This window comes from Gymnodinialimonas ceratoperidinii (genome assembly GCF_019297855.1).
GTDB lineage: Bacteria > Pseudomonadota > Alphaproteobacteria > Rhodobacterales > Rhodobacteraceae > Gymnodinialimonas > Gymnodinialimonas ceratoperidinii.
The window spans coordinates 2,701,389-2,720,530 of record NZ_CP079194.1 but is presented as its reverse complement, the minus strand read 5'-3'; the positions used below and the strand labels follow the sequence as shown (position 1 = coordinate 2,720,530).

At 65.9% G+C, this 19,142-nt stretch carries 20 protein-coding genes; 14 read left to right on the top strand and 6 right to left on the bottom strand.

Features of this window, described 5'->3' with window-relative positions:
- Position 1: 1 nt before the first annotated feature.
- The gene (gene irrA, locus KYE46_RS13145; protein WP_219001070.1) at positions 2–421 is read right to left on the bottom strand and encodes an iron response transcriptional regulator IrrA; all 420 of its coding nucleotides are present in this window, start codon (positions 419–421) and stop codon (positions 2–4) included.
- A 182-nt stretch (positions 422–603) separates the two neighbouring features.
- On the opposite strand from irrA, the gene fabA reads away from it, so the two are divergent.
- From fabA to KYE46_RS13110, 7 genes are all read left to right on the top strand, one after another.
- Positions 604–1,113 carry a bifunctional 3-hydroxydecanoyl-ACP dehydratase/trans-2-decenoyl-ACP isomerase gene (fabA, locus tag KYE46_RS13140; RefSeq protein WP_219001069.1) on the top strand — a complete coding sequence of 170 codons (510 nt, stop codon included), beginning with the start codon at positions 604–606 and terminating at the stop codon, positions 1,111–1,113.
- Between the two features lie 7 nt (positions 1,114–1,120).
- Positions 1,121–1,810 (top strand): M50 family metallopeptidase, encoded by a 690-nt coding sequence (locus KYE46_RS13135; protein ID WP_247716834.1) that lies wholly within the window; start codon positions 1,121–1,123, stop codon positions 1,808–1,810.
- Between the two features lie 94 nt (positions 1,811–1,904).
- A complete protein-coding gene (locus tag KYE46_RS13130) occupies positions 1,905–3,134 on the top strand; it encodes a beta-ketoacyl-ACP synthase II (RefSeq protein ID WP_219001068.1) in 1,230 nt (409 codons plus the stop codon).
- Between the two features lie 11 nt (positions 3,135–3,145).
- On the top strand, positions 3,146–3,934 hold the full coding sequence (locus KYE46_RS13125; protein ID WP_219001067.1) for an enoyl-ACP reductase FabI: 789 nt from the start codon (positions 3,146–3,148) through the stop codon (positions 3,932–3,934).
- Positions 3,935–4,067: 133 nt separating this feature from the next.
- Entirely contained in the window at positions 4,068–4,757 is a 690-nt protein-coding gene (locus KYE46_RS13120) for a haloacid dehalogenase type II (protein ID WP_219001066.1), read from the top strand.
- Positions 4,757–5,590: an alpha/beta fold hydrolase gene (locus tag KYE46_RS13115; RefSeq protein ID WP_219001065.1), complete on the top strand. Its 834-nt coding sequence runs from the start codon at positions 4,757–4,759 to the stop codon at positions 5,588–5,590. The genes KYE46_RS13120 and KYE46_RS13115 overlap by 1 nt, the downstream gene beginning before the upstream one ends.
- Positions 5,587–6,567, top strand: a complete 981-nt coding sequence (locus KYE46_RS13110; RefSeq protein ID WP_219001064.1) for a threonine ammonia-lyase — start codon at positions 5,587–5,589, stop codon at positions 6,565–6,567. Before KYE46_RS13115 ends, KYE46_RS13110 begins: the two co-directional genes overlap by 4 nt.
- Here KYE46_RS13110 and KYE46_RS13105 read toward each other — a convergent pair.
- Positions 6,564–7,886, bottom strand: coding sequence for a lyase family protein (locus KYE46_RS13105; RefSeq protein ID WP_219001063.1), 1,323 nt, complete (start codon positions 7,884–7,886; stop codon positions 6,564–6,566). The genes KYE46_RS13110 and KYE46_RS13105 overlap by 4 nt on opposite strands.
- Positions 7,883–8,674: a 3-oxoadipate enol-lactonase gene (gene pcaD, locus KYE46_RS13100; protein WP_219001062.1), complete on the bottom strand. Its 792-nt coding sequence runs from the start codon at positions 8,672–8,674 to the stop codon at positions 7,883–7,885. The genes KYE46_RS13105 and pcaD overlap by 4 nt, the downstream gene beginning before the upstream one ends.
- Before the next feature lie 144 nt (positions 8,675–8,818).
- Here pcaD and KYE46_RS13095 point away from each other — a divergent pair, with 144 nt between their 5' ends.
- Positions 8,819–9,901 carry a Zn-dependent alcohol dehydrogenase gene (locus tag KYE46_RS13095; RefSeq protein WP_219001061.1) on the top strand — a complete coding sequence of 361 codons (1,083 nt, stop codon included), beginning with the start codon at positions 8,819–8,821 and terminating at the stop codon, positions 9,899–9,901.
- A 69-nt stretch (positions 9,902–9,970) separates the two neighbouring features.
- Positions 9,971–11,191, top strand: coding sequence for a mandelate racemase/muconate lactonizing enzyme family protein (locus tag KYE46_RS13090; protein WP_219001060.1), 1,221 nt, complete (start codon positions 9,971–9,973; stop codon positions 11,189–11,191).
- A 42-nt stretch (positions 11,192–11,233) separates the two neighbouring features.
- Here KYE46_RS13090 and KYE46_RS13085 read toward each other — a convergent pair whose 3' ends face one another.
- The 3 genes from KYE46_RS13085 to KYE46_RS13075 all read right to left on the bottom strand — a co-directional run bounded on the left by KYE46_RS13085 (position 11,234) and on the right by KYE46_RS13075 (position 13,822).
- Positions 11,234–12,001: a FadR/GntR family transcriptional regulator gene (locus KYE46_RS13085; protein WP_219001059.1), complete on the bottom strand. Its 768-nt coding sequence runs from the start codon at positions 11,999–12,001 to the stop codon at positions 11,234–11,236.
- 168 nt (positions 12,002–12,169) lie between these two features.
- Positions 12,170–12,829: a YiaD family glycine zipper/OmpA-like lipoprotein gene (locus tag KYE46_RS13080; protein ID WP_219001058.1), complete on the bottom strand. Its 660-nt coding sequence runs from the start codon at positions 12,827–12,829 to the stop codon at positions 12,170–12,172.
- Positions 12,830–12,973: 144 nt separating this feature from the next.
- The gene (locus tag KYE46_RS13075) at positions 12,974–13,822 is read right to left on the bottom strand and encodes a methylated-DNA--[protein]-cysteine S-methyltransferase (RefSeq protein ID WP_219001057.1); all 849 of its coding nucleotides are present in this window, start codon (positions 13,820–13,822) and stop codon (positions 12,974–12,976) included.
- A 117-nt stretch (positions 13,823–13,939) separates the two neighbouring features.
- Between KYE46_RS13075 and nth the strand changes: the two genes are divergently transcribed.
- The 5 genes from nth (at position 13,940) to KYE46_RS13050 (ending at position 19,135) form a co-directional block, all read left to right on the top strand.
- The gene (gene nth / locus KYE46_RS13070) at positions 13,940–14,611 is read left to right on the top strand and encodes an endonuclease III (protein ID WP_219001056.1); all 672 of its coding nucleotides are present in this window, start codon (positions 13,940–13,942) and stop codon (positions 14,609–14,611) included.
- Positions 14,608–15,003: a RidA family protein gene (locus tag KYE46_RS13065; protein ID WP_219001055.1), complete on the top strand. Its 396-nt coding sequence runs from the start codon at positions 14,608–14,610 to the stop codon at positions 15,001–15,003. Before nth ends, KYE46_RS13065 begins: the two co-directional genes overlap by 4 nt.
- The gene (locus KYE46_RS13060) at positions 15,000–15,992 is read left to right on the top strand and encodes an adenosine kinase (RefSeq protein WP_219001054.1); all 993 of its coding nucleotides are present in this window, start codon (positions 15,000–15,002) and stop codon (positions 15,990–15,992) included. Before KYE46_RS13065 ends, KYE46_RS13060 begins: the two co-directional genes overlap by 4 nt.
- A 15-nt stretch (positions 15,993–16,007) precedes the next feature.
- On the top strand, positions 16,008–16,706 hold the full coding sequence (locus tag KYE46_RS13055) for a cyclic nucleotide-binding domain-containing protein (RefSeq protein WP_219001053.1): 699 nt from the start codon (positions 16,008–16,010) through the stop codon (positions 16,704–16,706).
- 233 nt (positions 16,707–16,939) lie between these two features.
- Complete coding sequence (locus KYE46_RS13050; RefSeq protein ID WP_219001052.1) at positions 16,940–19,135, top strand: CHASE2 domain-containing protein; 2,196 nt, start codon at positions 16,940–16,942, stop codon at positions 19,133–19,135.
- Positions 19,136–19,142 lie beyond the last annotated feature (7 nt).

Genomic DNA, 19,142 nt, shown 5'->3' with positions numbered 1-19,142 from the left:
CTTACTCGATCGGCCGCAGCCGGATCACGACGTCGACTTTCGCGACCTCGTAACCCTCTGGCACATCAGGCAAACTCTTGATCTGTAGCTCGGCCGCCGGCGCATCTTTGAGCGAGCCGCAGCCTTCGAGGTAAAAATGGGGGTGATCGTCGACACGGGTATCGAAGTAGCTGCGATTGCCGTCGACGGTGACCTCCTGCATCAGCCCCGCATCGCAGAACGCGCGCAGGGTGTTGTAGACGGTCGCGAGGGACACCTTGTCGCCAGTGCCCAATACCGCTTCGTGAAGGCTTTCCGCTGTCACATGGCGGTCCTGACCGTCGCCCACCAACAGAGAGGCCAACGCAAGGCGCTGGCGCGTGGGGCGAAGCTCGGCCTGTCCAAGCCAGGATTGTGAGCGCTCTAGGGCTTCAGGGGTCATGGGCCCGGGGCTTTCTTGTAAGGTGCACAACCCCATATATGGTCAATTGCCGACCCAATGCAAATACCCATGTCGCCTATGCTTTATTGTGCCCAATCGGCCGCCCTTGCGTGGGAAATGGACGGGATGATAGGTGTGGGGCAAGCCGCAAGCGGCAGGAAACAAGACGAGCAGGGGGACTGATGTCCGATTATCCGACGAGCTTTGACCGCGAAGATCTGCTGCGCTGCGCGCGTGGAGAGCTGTTTGGCGAAGGCAATGCGCAATTGCCCGAACCGCCGATGCTGATGATGGATCGCATCACCGAAATCTCCGGCGACGGGGGCGCGCATGGCAAGGGCCACGTGGTCGCCGAGTTCGATATCAAGCCCGACGCCTGGTTCTTCGAATGCCATTTCCCCGGCAACCCGATCATGCCCGGATGCCTCGGCCTTGATGGCCTGTGGCAGCTGACCGGCTTCAATCTTGGCTGGCGCGGCTGGCAGGGCCGGGGCTATGCGCTTGGCGTAGGCGAGGTGAAGCTGACCGGCATGGTGCGTCCTGACCGCAAGATGCTGACCTACTACGTGGATTTCACCAAGGCGATCCAGACCCGCCGCCTGACCATGGGCGTGGCCGATGGCCGGGTCGAGGCCGATGGCGAAGTCATCTATCAGGTCAAGGACATGAAGGTCGCGCTGAGCGAAAGCTGACGCGGCAATGGCCTTTCGCCCCATGGCATTCCTGCGCGACCATTGGCAGTTGATCGCGTTGACCGTCGCGGTCTTCGCGCTCTGGTCGACGCCGCTGGTGCTGCCGTTGAAACTGCTCGTGGTGTTCTTCCACGAATTGTCCCATGGGCTTGCCGCGATCCTGACGGGCGGCTCCATCGAGTCGCTCTCGGTGAATTTCCAGCAGGGCGGCGAGGCCTGGACGCGGGGCGGTTCGCGCTTCCTGATCCTCACCGCCGGATACCTGGGCTCGCTCCTGATCGGGGCGGGCCTGTTGATCGCCGCGCTGCGCGGCCGGGCGGACCGGATGGTCCTCTCGGGACTTGGCGTGCTGATGCTGGTGGTGATGCTGCTCTACGTCCGCGACGTCACGGCGCTGCTGATCTGCGGCGCGACGGGCGCGGCCCTGATTGCGGCGGGGCGGTTCCTCTCGGCGCAATGGTGCGACCTCATCCTGCGGGTCATCGGCCTCTCCAGCCTGATCTACGTCCCCTACGACATCTTCGATGACACGCTGCGCCGCGCCTCCCTGCGCTCGGACGCGCGCATGTTGGCGGAAGAGGTCGGCGGCACCACGATGATCTGGGGCGCGCTCTGGTTGATCATCAGCCTTGTGGTGATTTTCTGGTGCATGCGCCGTGTTTTGGGCCGGGACAGCAACATCCACTTCCGGCGCTAACGGGTTGCGCGCAAAGCGCCCCAATGCCTAGATACGGGGTGAAAGCAGCAAGACGTGCGCGCCCAAGGGCCTGCGTCAAACCAGAGGTTCGCTAATGAGACGTGTCGTCGTGACAGGATTGGGCATCGTATCCCCCATCGGAAACAACGCCGCCGAGGTGACGGAAAGCCTGAAGGCCGGCCGCTCCGGGATCGAGGCCTCGCCCGAGATGGTCGAACACGGTTTCCGCAGCCAGGTTGCGGGCACCCTGAAGATCGACGTGGCTGAGCATGTCGACAAGCGCGCACTGCGCTTCATGGGGCCGGGGGCGGCCTATGCCCATATCGCCATGGGGCAGGCCATCGCCGATGCGGGGCTGGAGGAAGGCGACGTCGTCAACGAGCGCACGGGCCTGATCGCAGGCTCCGGCGGGCCATCGACCAGCGCCATGTTCCAGGCGCATCAGACGGTGATCGAGAAGGGCTCGCCCAAGCGGATCGGGCCTTTCGCGGTGCCCAAGTGCATGTCGTCCACGATCTCGGCCAACCTCTCCACGGCCTACAAGATCAAGGGGATCAATTACTCGATCACCTCGGCCTGCTCCACCTCGCTGCACTGCATCGGATCGGCCGCCGAGCAGATCATGATGGGCAAGCAGGACGTGATGTTCGCGGGCGGCGCGGAGGAGTTGGACTGGACGCTGTCGTGCCTCTTCGACGCGATGGGCGCGATGTCCTCGAAATACAACGATACGCCCGGGCGCGCCTCGCGCGCGTTCGACGCGGACCGCGACGGCTTCGTGATCGGCGGCGGCGGTGCGATCCTTGTGCTGGAAGAGATGGAGCGCGCCGTGGCGCGCGGCGCGAAGATCTACGCGGAAGTCACGGGCTTTGCCGCGACCTCCGACGGACACGACATGGTGGCCCCTTCGGGCGAGGGCGGCGAACGGGCGATGCGTCTGGCGCTCCAGAGCCTGCCCGAGGGACGGTCCGTTGATTACATCAACGCCCATGGCACCTCGACGCCGGTGGGCGACGTGGGCGAGGTGGAGGCCGTGCGCCGGGTCTTCGGCCAAGGCAAGACGCCACCGATTTCATCAACCAAATCAATGACGGGACACGCCCAGGGTGCGGCCGGTGCTCTGGAGGCGACCTTCTGCCTCCTGATGCTCGATGGGGATTTCATCGCGCCTTCGATCAACGTGGAAACCCTCGACCCGGCGCTCGATCCTGCGGAGATCGCGACCGAGTACAAGGCCGATGCGGGTCTCGATACCGTGATGACGAACTCTTTTGGTTTTGGTGGCACGAACGGCTCGATGCTGCTGAGCCGTTTTGTGAAGTGAGATATTGAGACATGGCTGATTTGATGAAGGGTAAGCGGGGCCTCGTGATGGGCGTCGCCAACGAGCGCTCGATCGCATGGGGCATCGCCAAGGCACTGCACGCAGAGGGCGCGGAACTGGCGTTTTCCTATCAAGGCGAGGCCTTCGGCAAGCGGTTGGAGCCGCTGGCCACATCAATCGGCAGCAACCTCATGGTCGATGTCGACGTGAACGACGACGATTCCATGGACGCCTGTTTCGAGACCCTCAAGACCGAATGGGGCAGCCTCGATTTCGTGGTCCATGCCATCGCCTATTCCGACAAGGCAGAGCTGGCCGGTCGCTTCATCGACACGACGCGGGCGAACTTCAAGAACTCGCTCACGATCAGCTGCTACTCCTTCATCGACGTGGCCAAGCGCGCGTCCGAGCTGATGCCGGAAGGCGGCACGCTGTTGACGCTGACCTACCAGGGCAGCAACCGGGTGACGCCCTTCTACAACGTCATGGGCGTAGCCAAGGCGGCGCTGGAATCCTCGGTGCGCTATTTGGCGAATGATCTTGGGCCGCAGGGCATCCGGGTCAACGCGATCTCTCCCGGTCCGATGAAAACCCTCGCGGGCGCGGCCATCGGAGGCGCGCGCAAGACCTTCAAGACGACCGAGGCCAATGCGCCGATGCGGGCCAATGCGACGCTGGATGCGGTGGGCGGCACGGCTGTCTACCTCGCGTCGGATTACGGCGCCTGCACCACGGGGGAGATCATCACCGTGGATGGCGGCTACCACGTGCTTGGCATGGCGCAGCCAGAGAACCTCTGACGGGTTTTCGTGCTGCGCGGAAGGACCGGGGCGCTGCCCCGGACCCCGGGATATTTACGGGAACAGGGAAGGGGGCGTTGCGGCCCCCTTTTTTGCGTGTCACGACTTGGCCTGACAGTTTGGGGGAAAGACGATGGCAAAGATCACCACATGTATTTTTGATGCTTACGGGACATTGTTCGACGTATCCGCGGCCGCGCGTGCCTTGGCGGGGCAGCCGGGGCGCGAGGCCTTCGCCGAGGTCTGGATGCAGGTGGCAAACGATTGGCGGCTGAAGCAGTTGCAGTACTCGTGGCTGCGCGCGGTGGCGCGGGATCACTGCGATTTCTGGCGCGTCACGGGGGACGGGCTGGACTGGGCGCTGGCGCGGGCGGGTCTGGATGATGCGCAATTGCGCGAGGATCTGTTGGGGCTCTATTGGGAGTTGGACGCCTATCCGGAGGTGCCCGAGATGCTGGCGGCGTTGAAGCGGGCGGGGATGCAGACGGGGATCCTGTCGAACGGCTCGCCCGACATGCTTTCGGGCGCGGTGGAAAGCGCCGGGATCGGCGAGATGCTGGACGCGGTGTTGAGCGTCGAGGAGGTCGGTGTCTTCAAACCCGACCGGCGGGTCTATGATCTCGTGGGGCAGCGGTTCGGTTGCGCGGCGGAAGAGGTCTTGTTCGTCTCGTCCAACGGCTGGGACGCGTCCTTCGCGGCAGCCTATGGGTTCGATACGCTTTGGGTGAACCGGGCGGGCGAGCCGATGGACCGGTTGAGCGGCAAACCCGGGCGCGAGGCGCGCGATCTGAGTGGTGTGACGGCAATCGTGGGGGCTGCTTGATGCAGTTCGTGACGGCCGAGGACGGTGTACGCCTTGCCTATGACGATGCGGGCGCGGGGGTGGCGCTGCTCTGCCTGCCGGGGCTGACCCGGAACATGGATGATTTCGAGCCGGTGCTGGAGCACTACCGCGACCGCGCGCGCGTCATCCGCATGGATTTTCGGGGACGCGGGGCATCGGACCATGCGAATTTTGCCACTTATACGCCGATGCAGGAGGCGCAGGATGTCGCTGTCTTGCTCGACCATCTCGGGCTGGAAAGCGCCTGCATCCTTGGAACATCGCGTGGCGGATTGGTGGCGGTGATGATGGCGGTCACGGCGCGGCATCGGCTGCGGGGTGTCATTTTCAACGACATCGGGCCGGAGGTCATGGGCGAGGGTCTCTCCACGATCATGACCTACATCGGCAAGGCGCCGCCCTATCGCTCACTGGCGGAAGCGGCGGCGGCCATGCCAGAGGTCTATGGCGGCGCGTTCCGCAATGTTCCGCCCGCGACCTGGGAGGACTTTGCGCGTCGGGTCTGGCGCGAGGAGGCGGGCGCGCTGCATCTGCGGTATGACCCGAAGTTGCGCGACGCGGTGGCGCCAGCCTTCGCGCCGGACTACGAGGCGCCGGACCTCTGGCCGCTTTTCGATGCGCTGGAGGGCGTGCCCCTTGGACTGATCCGGGGCGCGCAGTCGGACATCCTTTCGGCGGAGACGGCGGCCGAAATGCGTCGGCGCCGACCCGACATGGCCTTCGCGGAGCTGGCCGATCGCGGCCATGTTCCGTTTCTGGACGAGCCCGGCGCGCGGGCCGTCATCGACAGCGTTCTGGAGAAATGTGAATGATCACGATCAGCGATATCGAAGCCTCGGCCGCTCGGGCAGAGGGCGTGGTACGGCGCACGCCGCTCCTGAGCTCTCCGTTCATCGACGACATGGCAGGCCGCCCGGTTTATCTGAAGGCGGAAGTGCTCCAGCACACGGGCTCGTTCAAGTTTCGCGGCGGTTGGTCCGCGTTAACGGCGTTAACCGATGACCAGCGAAAGCGCGGTGTGATCGCCTTTTCCTCGGGCAACCATGCGCAAGGGGTCGCGCGCGCTGCGCAGATTTTGAGCGTGCCGGCGACGATCCTCATGCCTGCGGATGCGCCATCCCTGAAGATCGCCAACACCCGCGCGATGGGCGCTGATGTCGTGCTCTACGATCGCAAGGGGGGCGAGGATCGCAACGCCATCGGCGCAAGGTTGAGCGAAGAACGGGGCCTGACGCTCGTGAAGCCCTATGACGACCCGATGGTTATGTCGGGGCAGGGAACATGCGGCCTGGAGATCGCCGAGCAGACCACTGAAGCGGGTGTCGAGGACGCCACGGTCCTGACCTGTTGCGGCGGCGGCGGCCTGACCTCGGGCATCGCGACCGCACTGGAGGCGAAAGCGCCGGGGTTGCGCGTGCGCCCGGTGGAGCCCGAGGGCTTTGACGATGTCGCGCGGTCGCTCGACACGGGTGAGATCCAGTCGAACGACGGTCCTGAAGTCGGCCTGTGCGATGCGGTCCTGACGCCCGCGCCGGGCAACTTGACGTTCCCGGTGATGAAGCGGCTCTGCGGGGCTGGCATCGTGGTGACCGACGCACAGGTGAAGGCCGCGATGGCGATTGCGGCGATCCGCTTGAAGCTGGTGGTCGAACCCGGCGGCGCGGTGGCACTGGCGGCGGCTCTGTTTCACGGCGGTGCGCTCGAACCGGGGCCGGTGATCGCGACGCTGTCGGGCGGCAACGTCGATCCCAACCTCTTCGCGCAGATCATGGCGGCGTACGAGGCCTAGGCGTCCGAAAGGAATTCCCGCGCCTTTGTCACGAAGTCACGCGCCTCACGGGGCGCCTGACCAAGCGCGTCAGCGCCGCTGAGCGGCGGCAGGGGTGCGTCCGGGTGCGCTTCCGCGACCAATTCCGGCAGAGACCGGCATGATGCGATGGCTTCTTTCGTGAGCCTTTTGACCTCTGCCTGCGCATCAGGGCGGCGGAGGGTGGCTGTCAGCGCGAAGGAGAGCGCTTCGGCGTGGATCAGCCCGAGCGGATCGTTCAGGCGGGCCGCCATGGCCTCGGCCTTGGGCGTCACGCTGCGCACGACATCCACGGCGAGGGCGCTCGACCGCGCGCTGGCCGAAACCAGCGGCGGCAGGGTCAGCCATTCGGTGAACCAAGCCGCGCCGTCGCGCGCTTCGCCATGGGGCAGGGACAGGACGCCCGCCTGGGCGGGGGCCACGCGGGCAAGCGCCACGAGCGCCGAGGCCGCCACGGGGTTCTGCTTTTGAGGCATGGTGGAGGACGCGCCTGCAGCGCCCAATTGCACTTCGCCCACGTCAGATCGGCTCAGGCGCAAGACGTCTTCACCTAGCTTTCCCATCGTCGTGGTGACACTGGCAAGCCATTGCGCAATCTCGATAATTCCGCTGCGATCCGCGTGCCAGCTGCGTTGTGGATCGCTCAGGCCGAGGCCCTCTGCAAGGGCCGCGCGCAGCGCCGCGGGGTCCGGGGCCAACTGGCTCGCGGTGCCCGCCGCGCCGGAGAGCGATACGCAGAGCGCATGGCGGCGCAGGTCGGGCAGTCTCTCCAACAGCCGGAGGATCGGCCAGCCCCAGGAAGCGACCAGCGCGCCGAAGCTGCTGGGCACCGCGACCTGCCCATAGGTGCGCGCGGCTTGCGGCGTCTCGGCATGGCTCTCCGCCAGATCCGTTAACGCCGTTAACACCTCGCGCAGACGGGCTTCCATCAACGCCAGAACCTGTCGCAGCCGAAGGCTCTGCGCGGTATCCTGAATATCCTGCGAAGTTGCGCCCCAGTGCAGGTATTGCGCGTGCTCCGGGGCCTCCAGCGCGGTGCGCATCGCGGCGACCAGACCGGGGACCACCACGCCATTCATCCCGGCAAGCCCCGTCGGGTCGATCTGGATCTCCATCGTGGCGCGGTGCAGGAACTGGCCCGAGATCTCAGGGATGATACCCGCCTGTCCCTGCGCCTTCGCCAGCGCCCCCAGAACCAGCATCATGGCACGCACTTCCGCGCTGTCCGAAAGCAGGCGCGCGATCTCGCCGTCGCCGAAGAGGTCACGGTGCAAGGTGCTGTCGAAGACAGAGGTGCTCATGGCAAATGTCCGATATCGCTGAGGAAAGTCGTGAGGTGGGCGGCATAGGTCGTGGGATCTTCCACGCAAGGAAGATGCCCCGCGCCGCGCATCAGTTCGAACTTCGAGCCGGGGATCAGCTCGGCCAGCTCGCGCACCAGGTCCGGCGGCGTCGCCCCGTCCTGGTCGCCCGCAATGACGAGCGCGGGCAGGCGCAACGACGCGGTCGTCGTATAGAAATCACTGCCCGCGATGGCCGCGCAGCATCCCGCGTAGCCCTCCTCGGGGCAGGTCTCGACCATCCGCCGCCATGGCGAAACGGCCGGGCTTTCGCGGAACGCGCGAGAGAACCAACGCGCCATGATGGTGTCCGCCATCGAGGCCAGGCCGTCGCGTCGCAGCGCCTCGATCCGGTCCTCCCACATGGCGCGGGTGCCGATCTTGGCCGCCGTGTTCGAGAGCACCACCGCGCGCACCAGATCAAGCCGTTTCGCCGCCAGACCCTGCGCGATCAGCCCCCCGATCGAGAGGCCGACGAACACCGCGTCGCGCGCGTCCAGCGCTTCCATCACCCGTTCCGCGTCGCGCACCAGCGTGCCCATGCCGTAAGGCGCCGGCGGGCAACTCGAAAGCCCATGCCCGCGCAGGTCAAAGCGGATCAGCCGCAGCCCCTCCGGCAGCAGCGGCACCACCGCGTCCCACAACCGCAAGTCGGTCCCGAGGGAGTTGCCGAAAACCACTGCCGGGCCGTTTTCCGGGCCATCGACCTGCACATGCAGGGACACATCATCGAAGCTCAAAATATCCATGGCGCCTTGTCTCTCAATCGGGCGGCAATTCGCAAGGTGTTTACGCCACGGCCGGGTCGCAAGTTTTCCGTCAAATGGCGCGTTTCGCCTCGCAATCGGATGCGTCAGCCGCAATGGTGGGGCAACCAGAGACCGGAGTGAGCCATGCCCAAGACCGTCCGCGCCGCCGTTTGCCACAGCCATGGTGCGCCCCTCGTGATCGAACCCGTCACCCTGCGCGATCCCGGCCCGGGTGAGGTGGAGGTGACGCTGGACGCGGTGGCGATCTGCCATTCGGACATTTCCTACATGGAGGGCGCCTGGGGCGGCGATCTGCCCGCGATCTATGGCCATGAGGCGGCCGGAAAGGTCACGAGCATCGGCGCGGGCGTCGCGCTGAAGGAGGGGGACCGGGTGATTGTGACGCTTGCGAAATCCTGCGGCCAATGCCCCTCCTGCGCCTCGGCGCAACCGATGTATTGCGGCGGCAACACGCCCGAAGCGCAGGTCATCACCGACGCGGAAGGCGCGCCGGTGGTCAAGGCGATGAACTGCGGCGCCTTTGCAGAGGCCGTCATCGTCGACGCCAGCCAGACCGCGCCAATCGGCGACGAGATCCCCTCGGACGTGGCGTGCCTGCTGGCCTGCGGGGTGCCCACCGGGATGGGCGCCGCGATCAACACCGCCAAGGTAAAGCCCGGCGACAAGGTCGTGGTCATCGGGGCGGGCGGCGTCGGCCTGAACGCCATCCAGGGCGCGCGGATCGCGGGCGCGGCCCGGATCGTCGCCATGGATCTTGAGGAAAAGAAGCTCGCCGACGCGCTGGAATTCGGCGCCACCGATACGCTCCCTGCCCAGACCGAGAAACCCTGGAAGGCGCTGTCGAAGATCCTCGGCGGCACCCTCGCCGATCATGTCTTCGTCTCCGTGGGCGCCATCCCCGCCTATGAAAGCGCCCTGCGTCTCCTCGCGCCGCGCGGCACCGCCTATGCGGTCGGTATGACCCACAACGGCGAAACCACCCCCTACGAGCCGGTCATCTTCGCCGCGACCGGTCAGGGCATTCGCGGCTCCTTCCTCGGCGAGATCGTCCTCAAGCGCGACATCCCCTGGATGGTGGATCTCTACACCCAGGGCCGCCTGAAACTCGATGAGCTCGTCTCCGCCCGCTGGTCCCTTGACCAGATCAACGAGGCCATTGCAGACACCAACACGGGACAGGCCCGCCGCAACGTCATCACCTTCTGAACGCCCCTCCTTCCTCGTTCCATAAATATCCCGGGGGTTTGGGGGCTGGCCCCCAATCCGAGGACCTCCATGAAACTCGACTCTCTCGAATTCTTCGCCGCAGCGCCTCCGCCTCCCGGCTGGGGCGGGCGCTACTGGCTGATCCTGCGCGTGACCACCGATACCGGCATCACGGGGTTGGGAGAGGTCTACGCCGCAGGGGTCGGCCCCACGGCAATGCAGGCAGTGATCGAAGACGTCTTCACCCGCCACATGCAGGGCGAAGATCCCGCGAATATCGAGCTGATGTCACGGCGTGCGCAGTCGTCGGGCTTCACGCAACGCGCCGATCCCACTGTTTTCGGGGCGTTTTCGGGGTTGGAGATGGCCTGTTGGGACATCCTCGGCAAAGCGCGGGACTGCCCCGTCCACGCGCTTCTGGGCGGGCGGATGAATGCCGAGATCCGCGCCTATACCTATCTCTATCCGGAACCCCATCACGACATCACGGCCTTCTGGACCTCACCCGAAATGGCAGCGGAATCCGCGGCTGCGCGGGTGGCGGAAGGCTATACGGCGGTCAAGTTCGATCCGGCCGGACCCTACACGATGCGCGGCGGGCACATGCCGGCGCTGGCCGATATCGACCTCTCCGCGCGGTTCTGTGCCGCGATCCGCGATGCGGTGGGAACCCGCGCCGATCTGCTCTTCGGCACCCATGGCCAGTTCGCCCCCTCCGGCGCGATCCGCTTGGCGCAGGCGATCGAGCCCTACGATCCGCTGTGGTACGAGGAACCGATCCCGCCCGACAATCTTCCGGGCCTGGCGGAGGTCGCGGCGCATACCTCGATCCCCATCGCAACCGGAGAGCGTCTGACAACCGCTGGCGAATTCGCGCAGGCCCTCCACCACGGCGCGCGGATCCTGCAGCCGGCATTGGGTCGCGCCGGGGGCATCTGGGAGGGCAAGAAGATCGCCACTCTCGCCGCCGCCTATGGCGCGCAACTGGCGCCGCATCTTTATGCCGGGCCGGTCGAATGGGCCGCGAATGTCCACCTCGGGGTGAGCTGTCCGAACCTGCTGATGGTCGAGGCGATCGAGACGCCGTTCCATGATGCCCTCGTCTCCGGACGCCCACGGGTTGAAAACGGCTTCGTCTCCGCGCCCGATGCGCCGGGTCTGGGGATCACCCTGAACGATGACGTGGCGCGGGCGCATCCCTACACCGGTGACCGGCTGCACCTCGAGATGCAGGAAGCGCCCTGCGATTGGCAGAACGGCAATGCCTTCAGCGGGGGAGCGGCAGACTAGGGGAGAACCGCGCGTGCCCATCGCTGGCCGCGCGACCCGGCGTTACCTCTCCACCTCGTGGGCGTAGCGCAGGCGGGCGATCTCTTCGTTCTTCTCGGACGTCTTCAGCGCGTCCATTTCTTCTTTCACGTAGTCGAGATGGACGATCACCGCCTCTTTCGCGGCTTCCGCGTCCCGCTCCTGAATGGCTGCGTTGATCGCGCGGTGATGGTCCAGCAGCGTGTCGCGCGTCGTGCGGTTCTTGAACATCTGCTGACGGTTGAAGAACACGCCTTGCCGCAACAGGTTGAAGCTCGCGCGCATCATGTGCAGCAGGATCACGTTATGGCTCGCCTCGATGATCGCGAGGTGGAACTCGGCGTCCAACTCCGCCTCATCCGCAGGATTGCGCTTGCGGTGGGCGGCTTCCATCTTCTGCAGGATCGTGTCGATGACCTTCAGGTCGGTGTCCGAGCCGTGGACCGCCGCGCGCTCGGCGGCGATGCTTTCGAGGTCTTGGCGGAACGAGATGTAATCGAAGACGGCCTCTTCATGGGCGGCCAGCAGGTCGATCAGGGCAGGGGAGAAGGCCGATCCCAGAACATCGGCGACGTAGATGCCCGCACCGGCCCGTGTTGCCAGAAGCCCCTTGTCCTGCAACTCGGCCACCGCCTCGCGCAGGCTGGGTCGCGAGACGCTCAGGCGTTCGCTCAACTCACGCTCGGAGGGCAGGCGGTCACCGGGGCGCAGGATACCGCGGAGGATCAGTTGCTCGATCTGCCGCACGACGGCGCGCGACAGTTTCTCGGCATCGATTGGCTGAAATGGCATGGAAGACCCTCCCGTCCCCTGGGCCGTAAAATTGGTAAAATGATATGACCACGTGTAGGGTCTGTCTAGCCGCCTTGAGGCCTCCAGCGCAGGAAAACGGCCCGCCCCCGGATGGGAGCAGGCCGCTGTAAGTGGTTGATTTGTATTGCGCGTCGCGCGCTGTCGCGTTTAGCGCGGGCGGATGATGACCTCGACGCGGCGGTTCTGCTGACGCCCTGCGGCGTTCAGGTTGGTCGCCACCGGGTCGCTTTCGCCACGCCCGTAGGCGCGCACGCGGAACGGTGCGACGCCTGCTTCCAGCAGGACGCCGGCCACACCTTGCGCACGGCGGGTCGAGAGGTCCTGGTTGTAGGAGGCCGAACCGGTGTTGTCGGTGTGACCCACCACTTCCACGTCGGTGTTCGGATACTGGTTGAGGTTGCGCGCGAGGGCGCGCAGGTCCGCTTGCAGGCTGGCGCGAATGGCGGCGCTGTCCACGTCGAACAGGATGCCTTCGGGCATGGTCACGACCAGCTGCGAGCCGGTGTTCTCGATCCGGATGCGATCATTCACGATCGCGCCGCGCAGGTCCTGCGCCTGACGGTCGAGCGCGTTGCCGATGAGGCCGCCCGCGGCCGCGCCGGCGGCGGCGCCCAGAACGGCGTTGCGGCCCTGGTTCTCGTCATCGGAAGTCGCGCCGATGAAGCCACCCAGAAGACCGCCGATCACGGCACCGTCGAGGGTGCGGTTCTGCGGCGTGTTGCTCGGAGGCACGGTGTTGCCGACGCAAGCCGAGAGCGCGACGGCGCTGACCGTCGCCAGAATGGTAGGTTTGATAAATCGTTGCATTGGATGCCCTTTGCCTGTGGTCCCGTTTCCCGCGGGAGTGCTTGCGGCCTGTATATCAGGCTCTCGCCCCTGTCACAGGGGGAAATGAGGGCCCGCGTTGACAGGGGCGTGAGGTGGCAGATATTCGCCCGTTTCCAACGGCTGTCAGGCCGCGCCTTCCTCGGTCGCGGCGGCCTCCCACGCGAGCATGGCGCGCTTCACGGGCAGGCCCCAATGGTAGCCGCCGAGCCCGCCGGATTTGCGCAGGGCGCGGTGGCAGGGGATCAGCCACGAGATCGGGTTGCGGCCCACGGCGGTGCCCACCGCACGCACGGCACGGGGCTTGCCGATGGCGCCGGCGATCTCGGAATAGGTGGTGACGTGGCCGGTGGGGATCGCCAGCAGCGCCTCCCACACCTTGATCTGAAACGGTGCGCCGATCAGCGACAGCTGCAAATCGCCCGCGCCTTGGAATGCCGCATCCGCCATCGGGCGCAGCGCCTCGGTATCCTCGACGTATTCTGCCTTGGGCCAGCGCGAGCGCAGGTCCGCCATGGCGTGATCGGGGCCGGTTTCCGCCGCGAAGCCGATGCCGCAGATGCCTTTCTCCGTCGCCATGACAAGCGCCGGGCCGAAGGGGCTGTCAAACCACCCCCACCGGATCGTCAGCCCCGCGCCGCCGCTCGCGTAGGTGCCGGGGCTCATCGCCTCCCACCGCAGGAACAGGTCGTGCAACCGCCCGCCCGAGGTCAACCCGGTCTCGCCCACGGTATCAAGCACGGTGAACCGATCCGCCAACAGGCGCCGGGCGTGGTCCAACGTCAGGTATTGCTGATAGCGCTTCGGGCTGACGCCGACCCAATTGCTGAAAGTGCGCTGGAAATGGGCCGGGCTCATCCCGAGGGATGAGGCGAGATCTTCGAGGCTTTGATGCGGGTTGGCATCGATCAGGTCCAAAGCCCGCCGCATAACGTGAAAGTGGTAGCTGCCGGATGGGTCGTGATCATTGGGCATGGCGCGGGTCTCCTTGACGCGTTCAATCTATCCCGCACCGCCCCGTGCCGCGACCCGCTTCTTGCGGGATTTGCGGGGGGCTTGCCCGCTCGGTCAGGGCAAGCCAAAAGGGAGGTCATGGCAAAAGCGCTTCCTTATCATACGATTCACGAGATCTTCTCGCGGTTCCGCGCGGCAGAGGCCGAGCCAAAGGGCGAGTTGCACCACGTGAACGCCTATACGTTGGTCGTTGCGGTTGCGCTTTCGGCGCAGGCGACGGACGCAGGCGTGAACCGGGCGACGGCGGAGTTGTTCAAGATCGCCGACACACCGCAGAAGATGCTCGATCTCGGGCTGGAGAAGGTGACCGAGCATATCAAGACCATCGGCCTCTACCGCAACAAGGCCAAGAACGTCATCAAGCTGAGCCAAATCCTCGTCGATGACTACGGCGGCGAGGTGCCTTCTTCCCGCGCGGCGCTGCAGTCGCTGCCGGGGGTGGGGCGCAAGACCGCGAACGTGGTGCTCAACATGTGGTGGGGGATGCCCGCACAGGCGGTGGACACCCATATCTTCCGGGTCGGCAACCGCACCCTGATCGCGCCGGGCAAGGACGTCGACGCCGTGGAGCGCGCGGTCGAGGACAACGTGCCCGCCGAGTTCCAGCAACACGCGCACCATTGGCTGATCCTGCACGGGCGCTACATCTGCGTGGCGCGCAAGCCCAAATGCGGCGCTTGCCTGATCCGCGACCTCTGCGTCTACGAGGACAAGATGCCCGACCCCTTGCCCGGAAAGGCACCGCAATGAGCCGTCAGAACATCTCCTCCGGCTCCTACCTCGAGCCGCAGATCGGCTTTTCGCGCGCCGTCCGCATTGGCAATACCGTGGCCATCGGGGGCACCGCTCCGATTGCGGCGGAAGGCGGCACGGATTGCGTGGGCGATGTCTACGGTCAGACCAAACGCTGCCTCGAGATTGCGCTTGCGGCGCTGAGCTCGGCCGGAGGCACCGCTCAGGACGTGATCCGCACCCGCATCATCCTCACCGATATCCGCACCTACAAGGACGCGGCCCGCGCCCACGCCGAGGTGTTCACTGACATTCGCCCCGTCACCACGGTGATGGAAGTCTCTGCATTCGTTGATCCTGACTGGCTGGTCGAGATCGAACTCGACGCTATTCTTAAGGACCAGAAATGACCCAGACCTACGACCTCGTCGGCATCGGCAACGCGATTGTCGATGTCATTTCCCACGGTGATGACAGCTTTCTGGATAACATGGGCATCCAGAAGGGCATCATGCAGCTGATCGAGCGCGAGCGCGCCGAGATCCTCTACGGCGCGATGACCGACAGGGTGCAGGCACCGGGCGGGTCAGTTGCAAATACTGTCGCGGGGGCCGGAACGCTTGGGTTGCGGACGGCCTTTCTCGGCAAGGTGAAAGCGGATGCCCTCGGCAAATTCTACGCCGATGGCATGACGTCGGACGGGATCGATTTTCCCAACCCGCCTGCGGAGGGGGACGTGCCGCCGACCTCGCGCTCGATGATCTTCGTCTCGCCCGATGGCGAGCGGTCGATGAACACCTATCTCGGCGCGGGCGCGGATTTCGACGAGGGCGACGTGGACGCCAGCGTCGCGGGCGATACGCGCTACCTGTTCCTTGAAGGCTACCTCTACGACAAGGACGAGGGCAAACGCGCCTTCACGGCTGCCGCGCGCGCTTGCCACAAGGGCGGCGGCAAGACCGGCATCTCGCTGTCCGATCCATTCTGCGTCGATCGTCACCGCGACGATTTCCGCCGCCTGATCACCGAGGAAATGGACATCACCCTCGGCAATCAGGAGGAGTGGCTGTCGCTCTACCAGACCGACGACATCGACGCGGCGCTGAGCCAGGGGGCGGCGGTCTGCGAAACCGTTGTCTGCACGCGCTCGGGCGATCCGGTGATCCTGATCCGCAATGGTGAGCGTGTCGAAGTGCCGGTGACGCGGGTCACGCCGGTGGATGCGACAGGCGCGGGCGACCAGTTTGCCGCCGGTTTCCTTTACGGCGTCGCCACCGGCCAAACGCTTGAAACGGCCGGGAAAATGGGCGTGGCGGCCGCGGCCGAAGTCATCGCCCATGTGGGCCCGCGCCCGAAGCGGTCGTTGCGCGACGTCTTCGCCGAGCATGGTCTGATCTGAAACGGGGCACGCGGCATGACGGAACTTTTCGCGCAGTTGAACATGGGCACGGGCTCCGTCACGATCCTTCTGGTGGGGCTGGTGTTCAAGTTGACGGGCTTCGCCGTCCGCGATGAGATGCTTCTGCGCGTGCTGGTTGTCTGCGGCTTCATCTGCGACGCGGCCTATTATTACTTCCGCGCCGATCCGATCATCCCGTCGGTCCTGTCCAACCTCGCGCTCTTGTCGATCAACGTGATCCTGATCTCGGCCATCGCGCTGGAACGGACACGGTGGCGGATGAGCGCCGAGGACCGCGAGACCTTCGCGCTGTTCCCGACCCTGACGCCGGGACAGTTCCGGCGTCTCAAGAAGATCATCACCGCCGAGGCGGCCCCCGCCGGTGCCGTGCTGACGCGCGAGGGCGCGCCGGTGGACGACCTGATGCTGGTTTTCGCGCCGACGATCACCATCACCAAGGCCGGAGAGAGTTTCCCGATCAACGGGCCGGCCTTCGTGGGCGAAATCGCCTTTCTCACCGGGAATACCTCCAGCGCCGATGTGACCTTGCCTGAGGGCGGCACCGTGCTGCGGGTCGACAGCGCCGCCCTGCGGCAGCGCATGGCGCGCTCGCCTGCCTTCAACAACGCCATGATCGCGCTTTTCGGCGCAGAGCTCGCGCGGAAGGTGGCAAATTCAGTGCCCATGGACCGCGCCCCGTCAGCGTCGGGTTAACACCGTTAACCTTTGTTTGGCGGCACCGCCGAACGCGACCTTGCACGTAGGCGTGTTGCCTCGGTCCCTCTTTCCGTCTCAATCCGCCGGACATTTGTAACCGCCAAAGCAAAGTCGCCATCAGCGGAAGGGTTTGCGGCACCACGGAAAATCCGCCACGATCATAGGGCGGGGCGCGCGCCCCGATGGCGAACCCTCGGCCTTGACCGGGGGAGCAGAGGAAGGGGGCGGAGATGTCTCGGATGACGGTGGTGCTTGGGATTGCGGTTACGGCCGTGATGGTCGCCTTGACGGCCTTCCCGACGCCCATCGCCGAACGCGCCCGCGACGCCGTGTTCGACGGCTACCAACGCACCATGCCGCGCGCCTATGACCCTGCCGCGCCGGTCCATATCGTCGATATCGACGAGGCCGCGCTGGATGCCTATGGTCAATGGCCGTGGCCGCGCAGCTACATGGCGGAACTGACGGACCGCCTGTTCGATCACGGCGCCGCGGCCGTGGGTTTCGACGTGCTGTTCCCCGAGCCGGACCGGACCTCGCCCGAGTTGATCGTCGAGTCCTGGTCGCGGTTCTCGGAAGGCCCGGCACTCGCACTGCCCGCCTTGGGCATCGAGCCCCATGACACGCGGTTTGCCAATGCGATCCGCGACCGGCCTGTCGTCCTCTCCGTGGCGGGCGGCTTGGATGGCTCGATGCCCGAGGCCGTGGCGGGATTTGCCGTCACCGGCACCACGCCGACCACGCTGACGACCTATCCCGGCGCGATCACCAACCTGCCGGAATTGACGGCAGCGGCGCGGGGGATCGGCACGATTTCCCTTGGCCGCAACGCCGATGGCATCACCCGCAGCGTGCCCATGGTGTCGGACTTCGGCGGTGTGTTGATCCCGTCGCTTTCGGCCGAATTGCTCAGGGTCGCGCAAGGGGCGGGGGGGCATGTGCTGAAGACGTCGGAGGCATCGGGTGAAGTATCGGGCGGGACCGTTGCCGCCACCGCCATGCAGGTCGGCGCATTGGCATTCCCGCTGGAGGCCGACGGACGCTTCCGGCTCTACTACGCGGGCTACCAGCCCGAGCGCGTGACCCCGGTGAGCGCGCTGTTGGAGGCCGATGGCATCGATCCGGCGCTGCAGGACAGGCTGGCGGGGCGCATCATCCTCGTCGGGTCCTCGGCGCAGGGCCTCTTCGATATCCGGACCACGCCCCTCGACGCACAGATCGCGGGCGTGACGCTCCATGCCGAGATCATCGAGCAGATCGTCTCGGGCGCGTTCCTGATGCGGCCCGACTGGATGCGCGGGCTGGAGATCCTGATCGTCGCGCTCACCGGCATTCTCCTGACGGCGCTCATCCGCCTCGAGCGGCCTCTGCTCGGCCTTGGCGCAGCGTTGGTGCTCGGCGGCGGGTCGGTGGCCGGAGGAATCGCGGCATTCTCGCTTTGGGGGGTGTTGTTCAATCCGGTGACGGCGCTGCTCACGGCGGTGCTGGTCTATATCCCCGGGACGACGCTCGGCTACCTCGCGAAGGAGCGGGCGCGGCGCTCGATCCGGGAGCGTTTTGCGCGCTTTCTGCCGCCGCCTCTGATAGCCGAGATCGAGAAGAACCCCGCCGCCGCCCTGACGCCGGAAGGCGCGGAGCGTGACCTGACGGTGATGTTCGTCGACATGCGCGGCTTTTCGACATTGACCGAAGGGATGCCGCCGGATCGCGTCGTGACCCTCGTCAACACCTTCCTCAGCGCGGTGGCCGAGACCTTGGTCGACCACGGCGCGACCATCGACAAGTTCATGGGGGACGCGGTGATGGCGTTCTGGAACGCGCCGATCGAGCGCCCGGACCACGCGGTCGCAGCACTCGGCGCGCTCAGTGCCATCAATGACGCGGCGGAGGAGGCGAATTTCCTGCTGACCTCACAGGGGTTGCCGCGGGTCAAGCTCGGCGTGGGGTTGAACACCGGACCGGCCTCGGTCGGGCTGATGGGCTCGCGCGACAGGCTGTCCTATACCTGCATCGGCGACAGCGTGACCCTCGCCGCGCGGTTGGAGGGGCTGACGCGGATTTACGGCACGCGCAACTGCGTCGGCCCGAACACGGTGGCGGAATGTCCGCCGCATCTGCAAGCCGTGGCGCTCGACCTGATCGCGGTGAAGGGCTTTGCCAATGCCGTCGAGGTTTTCACCGTGCTGCCGTGCATGACGCCGGGGCTGGAGAAGTTCGCGAAGGCGCTGGCTGAGGCGCGCGCGCGGTTCGTGGCTCGCGATTGGGAAGCGGCAGAGACGGCGATGATGCAGGTGGCGGCGATCAAGGTTCCGACCTGCAACACCCGGCTGCTGGCGCAGGTCTACCTCGACCGGATCACGGCCTATAAACAAATCCCCCCGCCAGAGGGCTGGCAGGGGGAATATGTCGCGCTGTCAAAGCGGTAGGCGTCGG

What these genes read in the sequence shown, in the direction of transcription:
- KYE46_RS13065 (WP_219001055.1), top strand. Translation starts at nt 14,608, where the DNA reads ATGAGCCGTCAGAACATCTCCTCCGGCTCCTACCTCGAGCCGCAGATC.
- KYE46_RS13125 (WP_219001067.1), top strand. Translation starts at nt 3,146, where the DNA reads ATGGCTGATTTGATGAAGGGTAAGCGGGGCCTCGTGATGGGCGTCGCC.
- KYE46_RS13075 (WP_219001057.1), bottom strand. Translation starts at nt 13,822, where the DNA reads ATGCCCAATGATCACGACCCATCCGGCAGCTACCACTTTCACGTTATG.
- fabA (WP_219001069.1), top strand. Translation starts at nt 604, where the DNA reads ATGTCCGATTATCCGACGAGCTTTGACCGCGAAGATCTGCTGCGCTGC.
- KYE46_RS13110 (WP_219001064.1), top strand. Translation starts at nt 5,587, where the DNA reads ATGATCACGATCAGCGATATCGAAGCCTCGGCCGCTCGGGCAGAGGGC.
- KYE46_RS13060 (WP_219001054.1), top strand. Translation starts at nt 15,000, where the DNA reads ATGACCCAGACCTACGACCTCGTCGGCATCGGCAACGCGATTGTCGAT.
- KYE46_RS13090 (WP_219001060.1), top strand. Translation starts at nt 9,971, where the DNA reads ATGAAACTCGACTCTCTCGAATTCTTCGCCGCAGCGCCTCCGCCTCCC.
- nth (WP_219001056.1), top strand. Translation starts at nt 13,940, where the DNA reads ATGGCAAAAGCGCTTCCTTATCATACGATTCACGAGATCTTCTCGCGG.
- KYE46_RS13120 (WP_219001066.1), top strand. Translation starts at nt 4,068, where the DNA reads ATGGCAAAGATCACCACATGTATTTTTGATGCTTACGGGACATTGTTC.
- KYE46_RS13095 (WP_219001061.1), top strand. Translation starts at nt 8,819, where the DNA reads ATGCCCAAGACCGTCCGCGCCGCCGTTTGCCACAGCCATGGTGCGCCC.
- KYE46_RS13105 (WP_219001063.1), bottom strand. Translation starts at nt 7,886, where the DNA reads ATGAGCACCTCTGTCTTCGACAGCACCTTGCACCGTGACCTCTTCGGC.
- KYE46_RS13050 (WP_219001052.1), top strand. Translation starts at nt 16,940, where the DNA reads ATGTCTCGGATGACGGTGGTGCTTGGGATTGCGGTTACGGCCGTGATG.
- pcaD (WP_219001062.1), bottom strand. Translation starts at nt 8,674, where the DNA reads ATGGATATTTTGAGCTTCGATGATGTGTCCCTGCATGTGCAGGTCGAT.
- irrA (WP_219001070.1), bottom strand. Translation starts at nt 421, where the DNA reads ATGACCCCTGAAGCCCTAGAGCGCTCACAATCCTGGCTTGGACAGGCC.
- KYE46_RS13080 (WP_219001058.1), bottom strand. Translation starts at nt 12,829, where the DNA reads ATGCAACGATTTATCAAACCTACCATTCTGGCGACGGTCAGCGCCGTC.
- KYE46_RS13130 (WP_219001068.1), top strand. Translation starts at nt 1,905, where the DNA reads ATGAGACGTGTCGTCGTGACAGGATTGGGCATCGTATCCCCCATCGGA.
- KYE46_RS13055 (WP_219001053.1), top strand. Translation starts at nt 16,008, where the DNA reads ATGACGGAACTTTTCGCGCAGTTGAACATGGGCACGGGCTCCGTCACG.
- KYE46_RS13115 (WP_219001065.1), top strand. Translation starts at nt 4,757, where the DNA reads ATGCAGTTCGTGACGGCCGAGGACGGTGTACGCCTTGCCTATGACGAT.
- KYE46_RS13135 (WP_247716834.1), top strand. Translation starts at nt 1,121, where the DNA reads ATGGCCTTTCGCCCCATGGCATTCCTGCGCGACCATTGGCAGTTGATC.
- KYE46_RS13085 (WP_219001059.1), bottom strand. Translation starts at nt 12,001, where the DNA reads ATGCCATTTCAGCCAATCGATGCCGAGAAACTGTCGCGCGCCGTCGTG.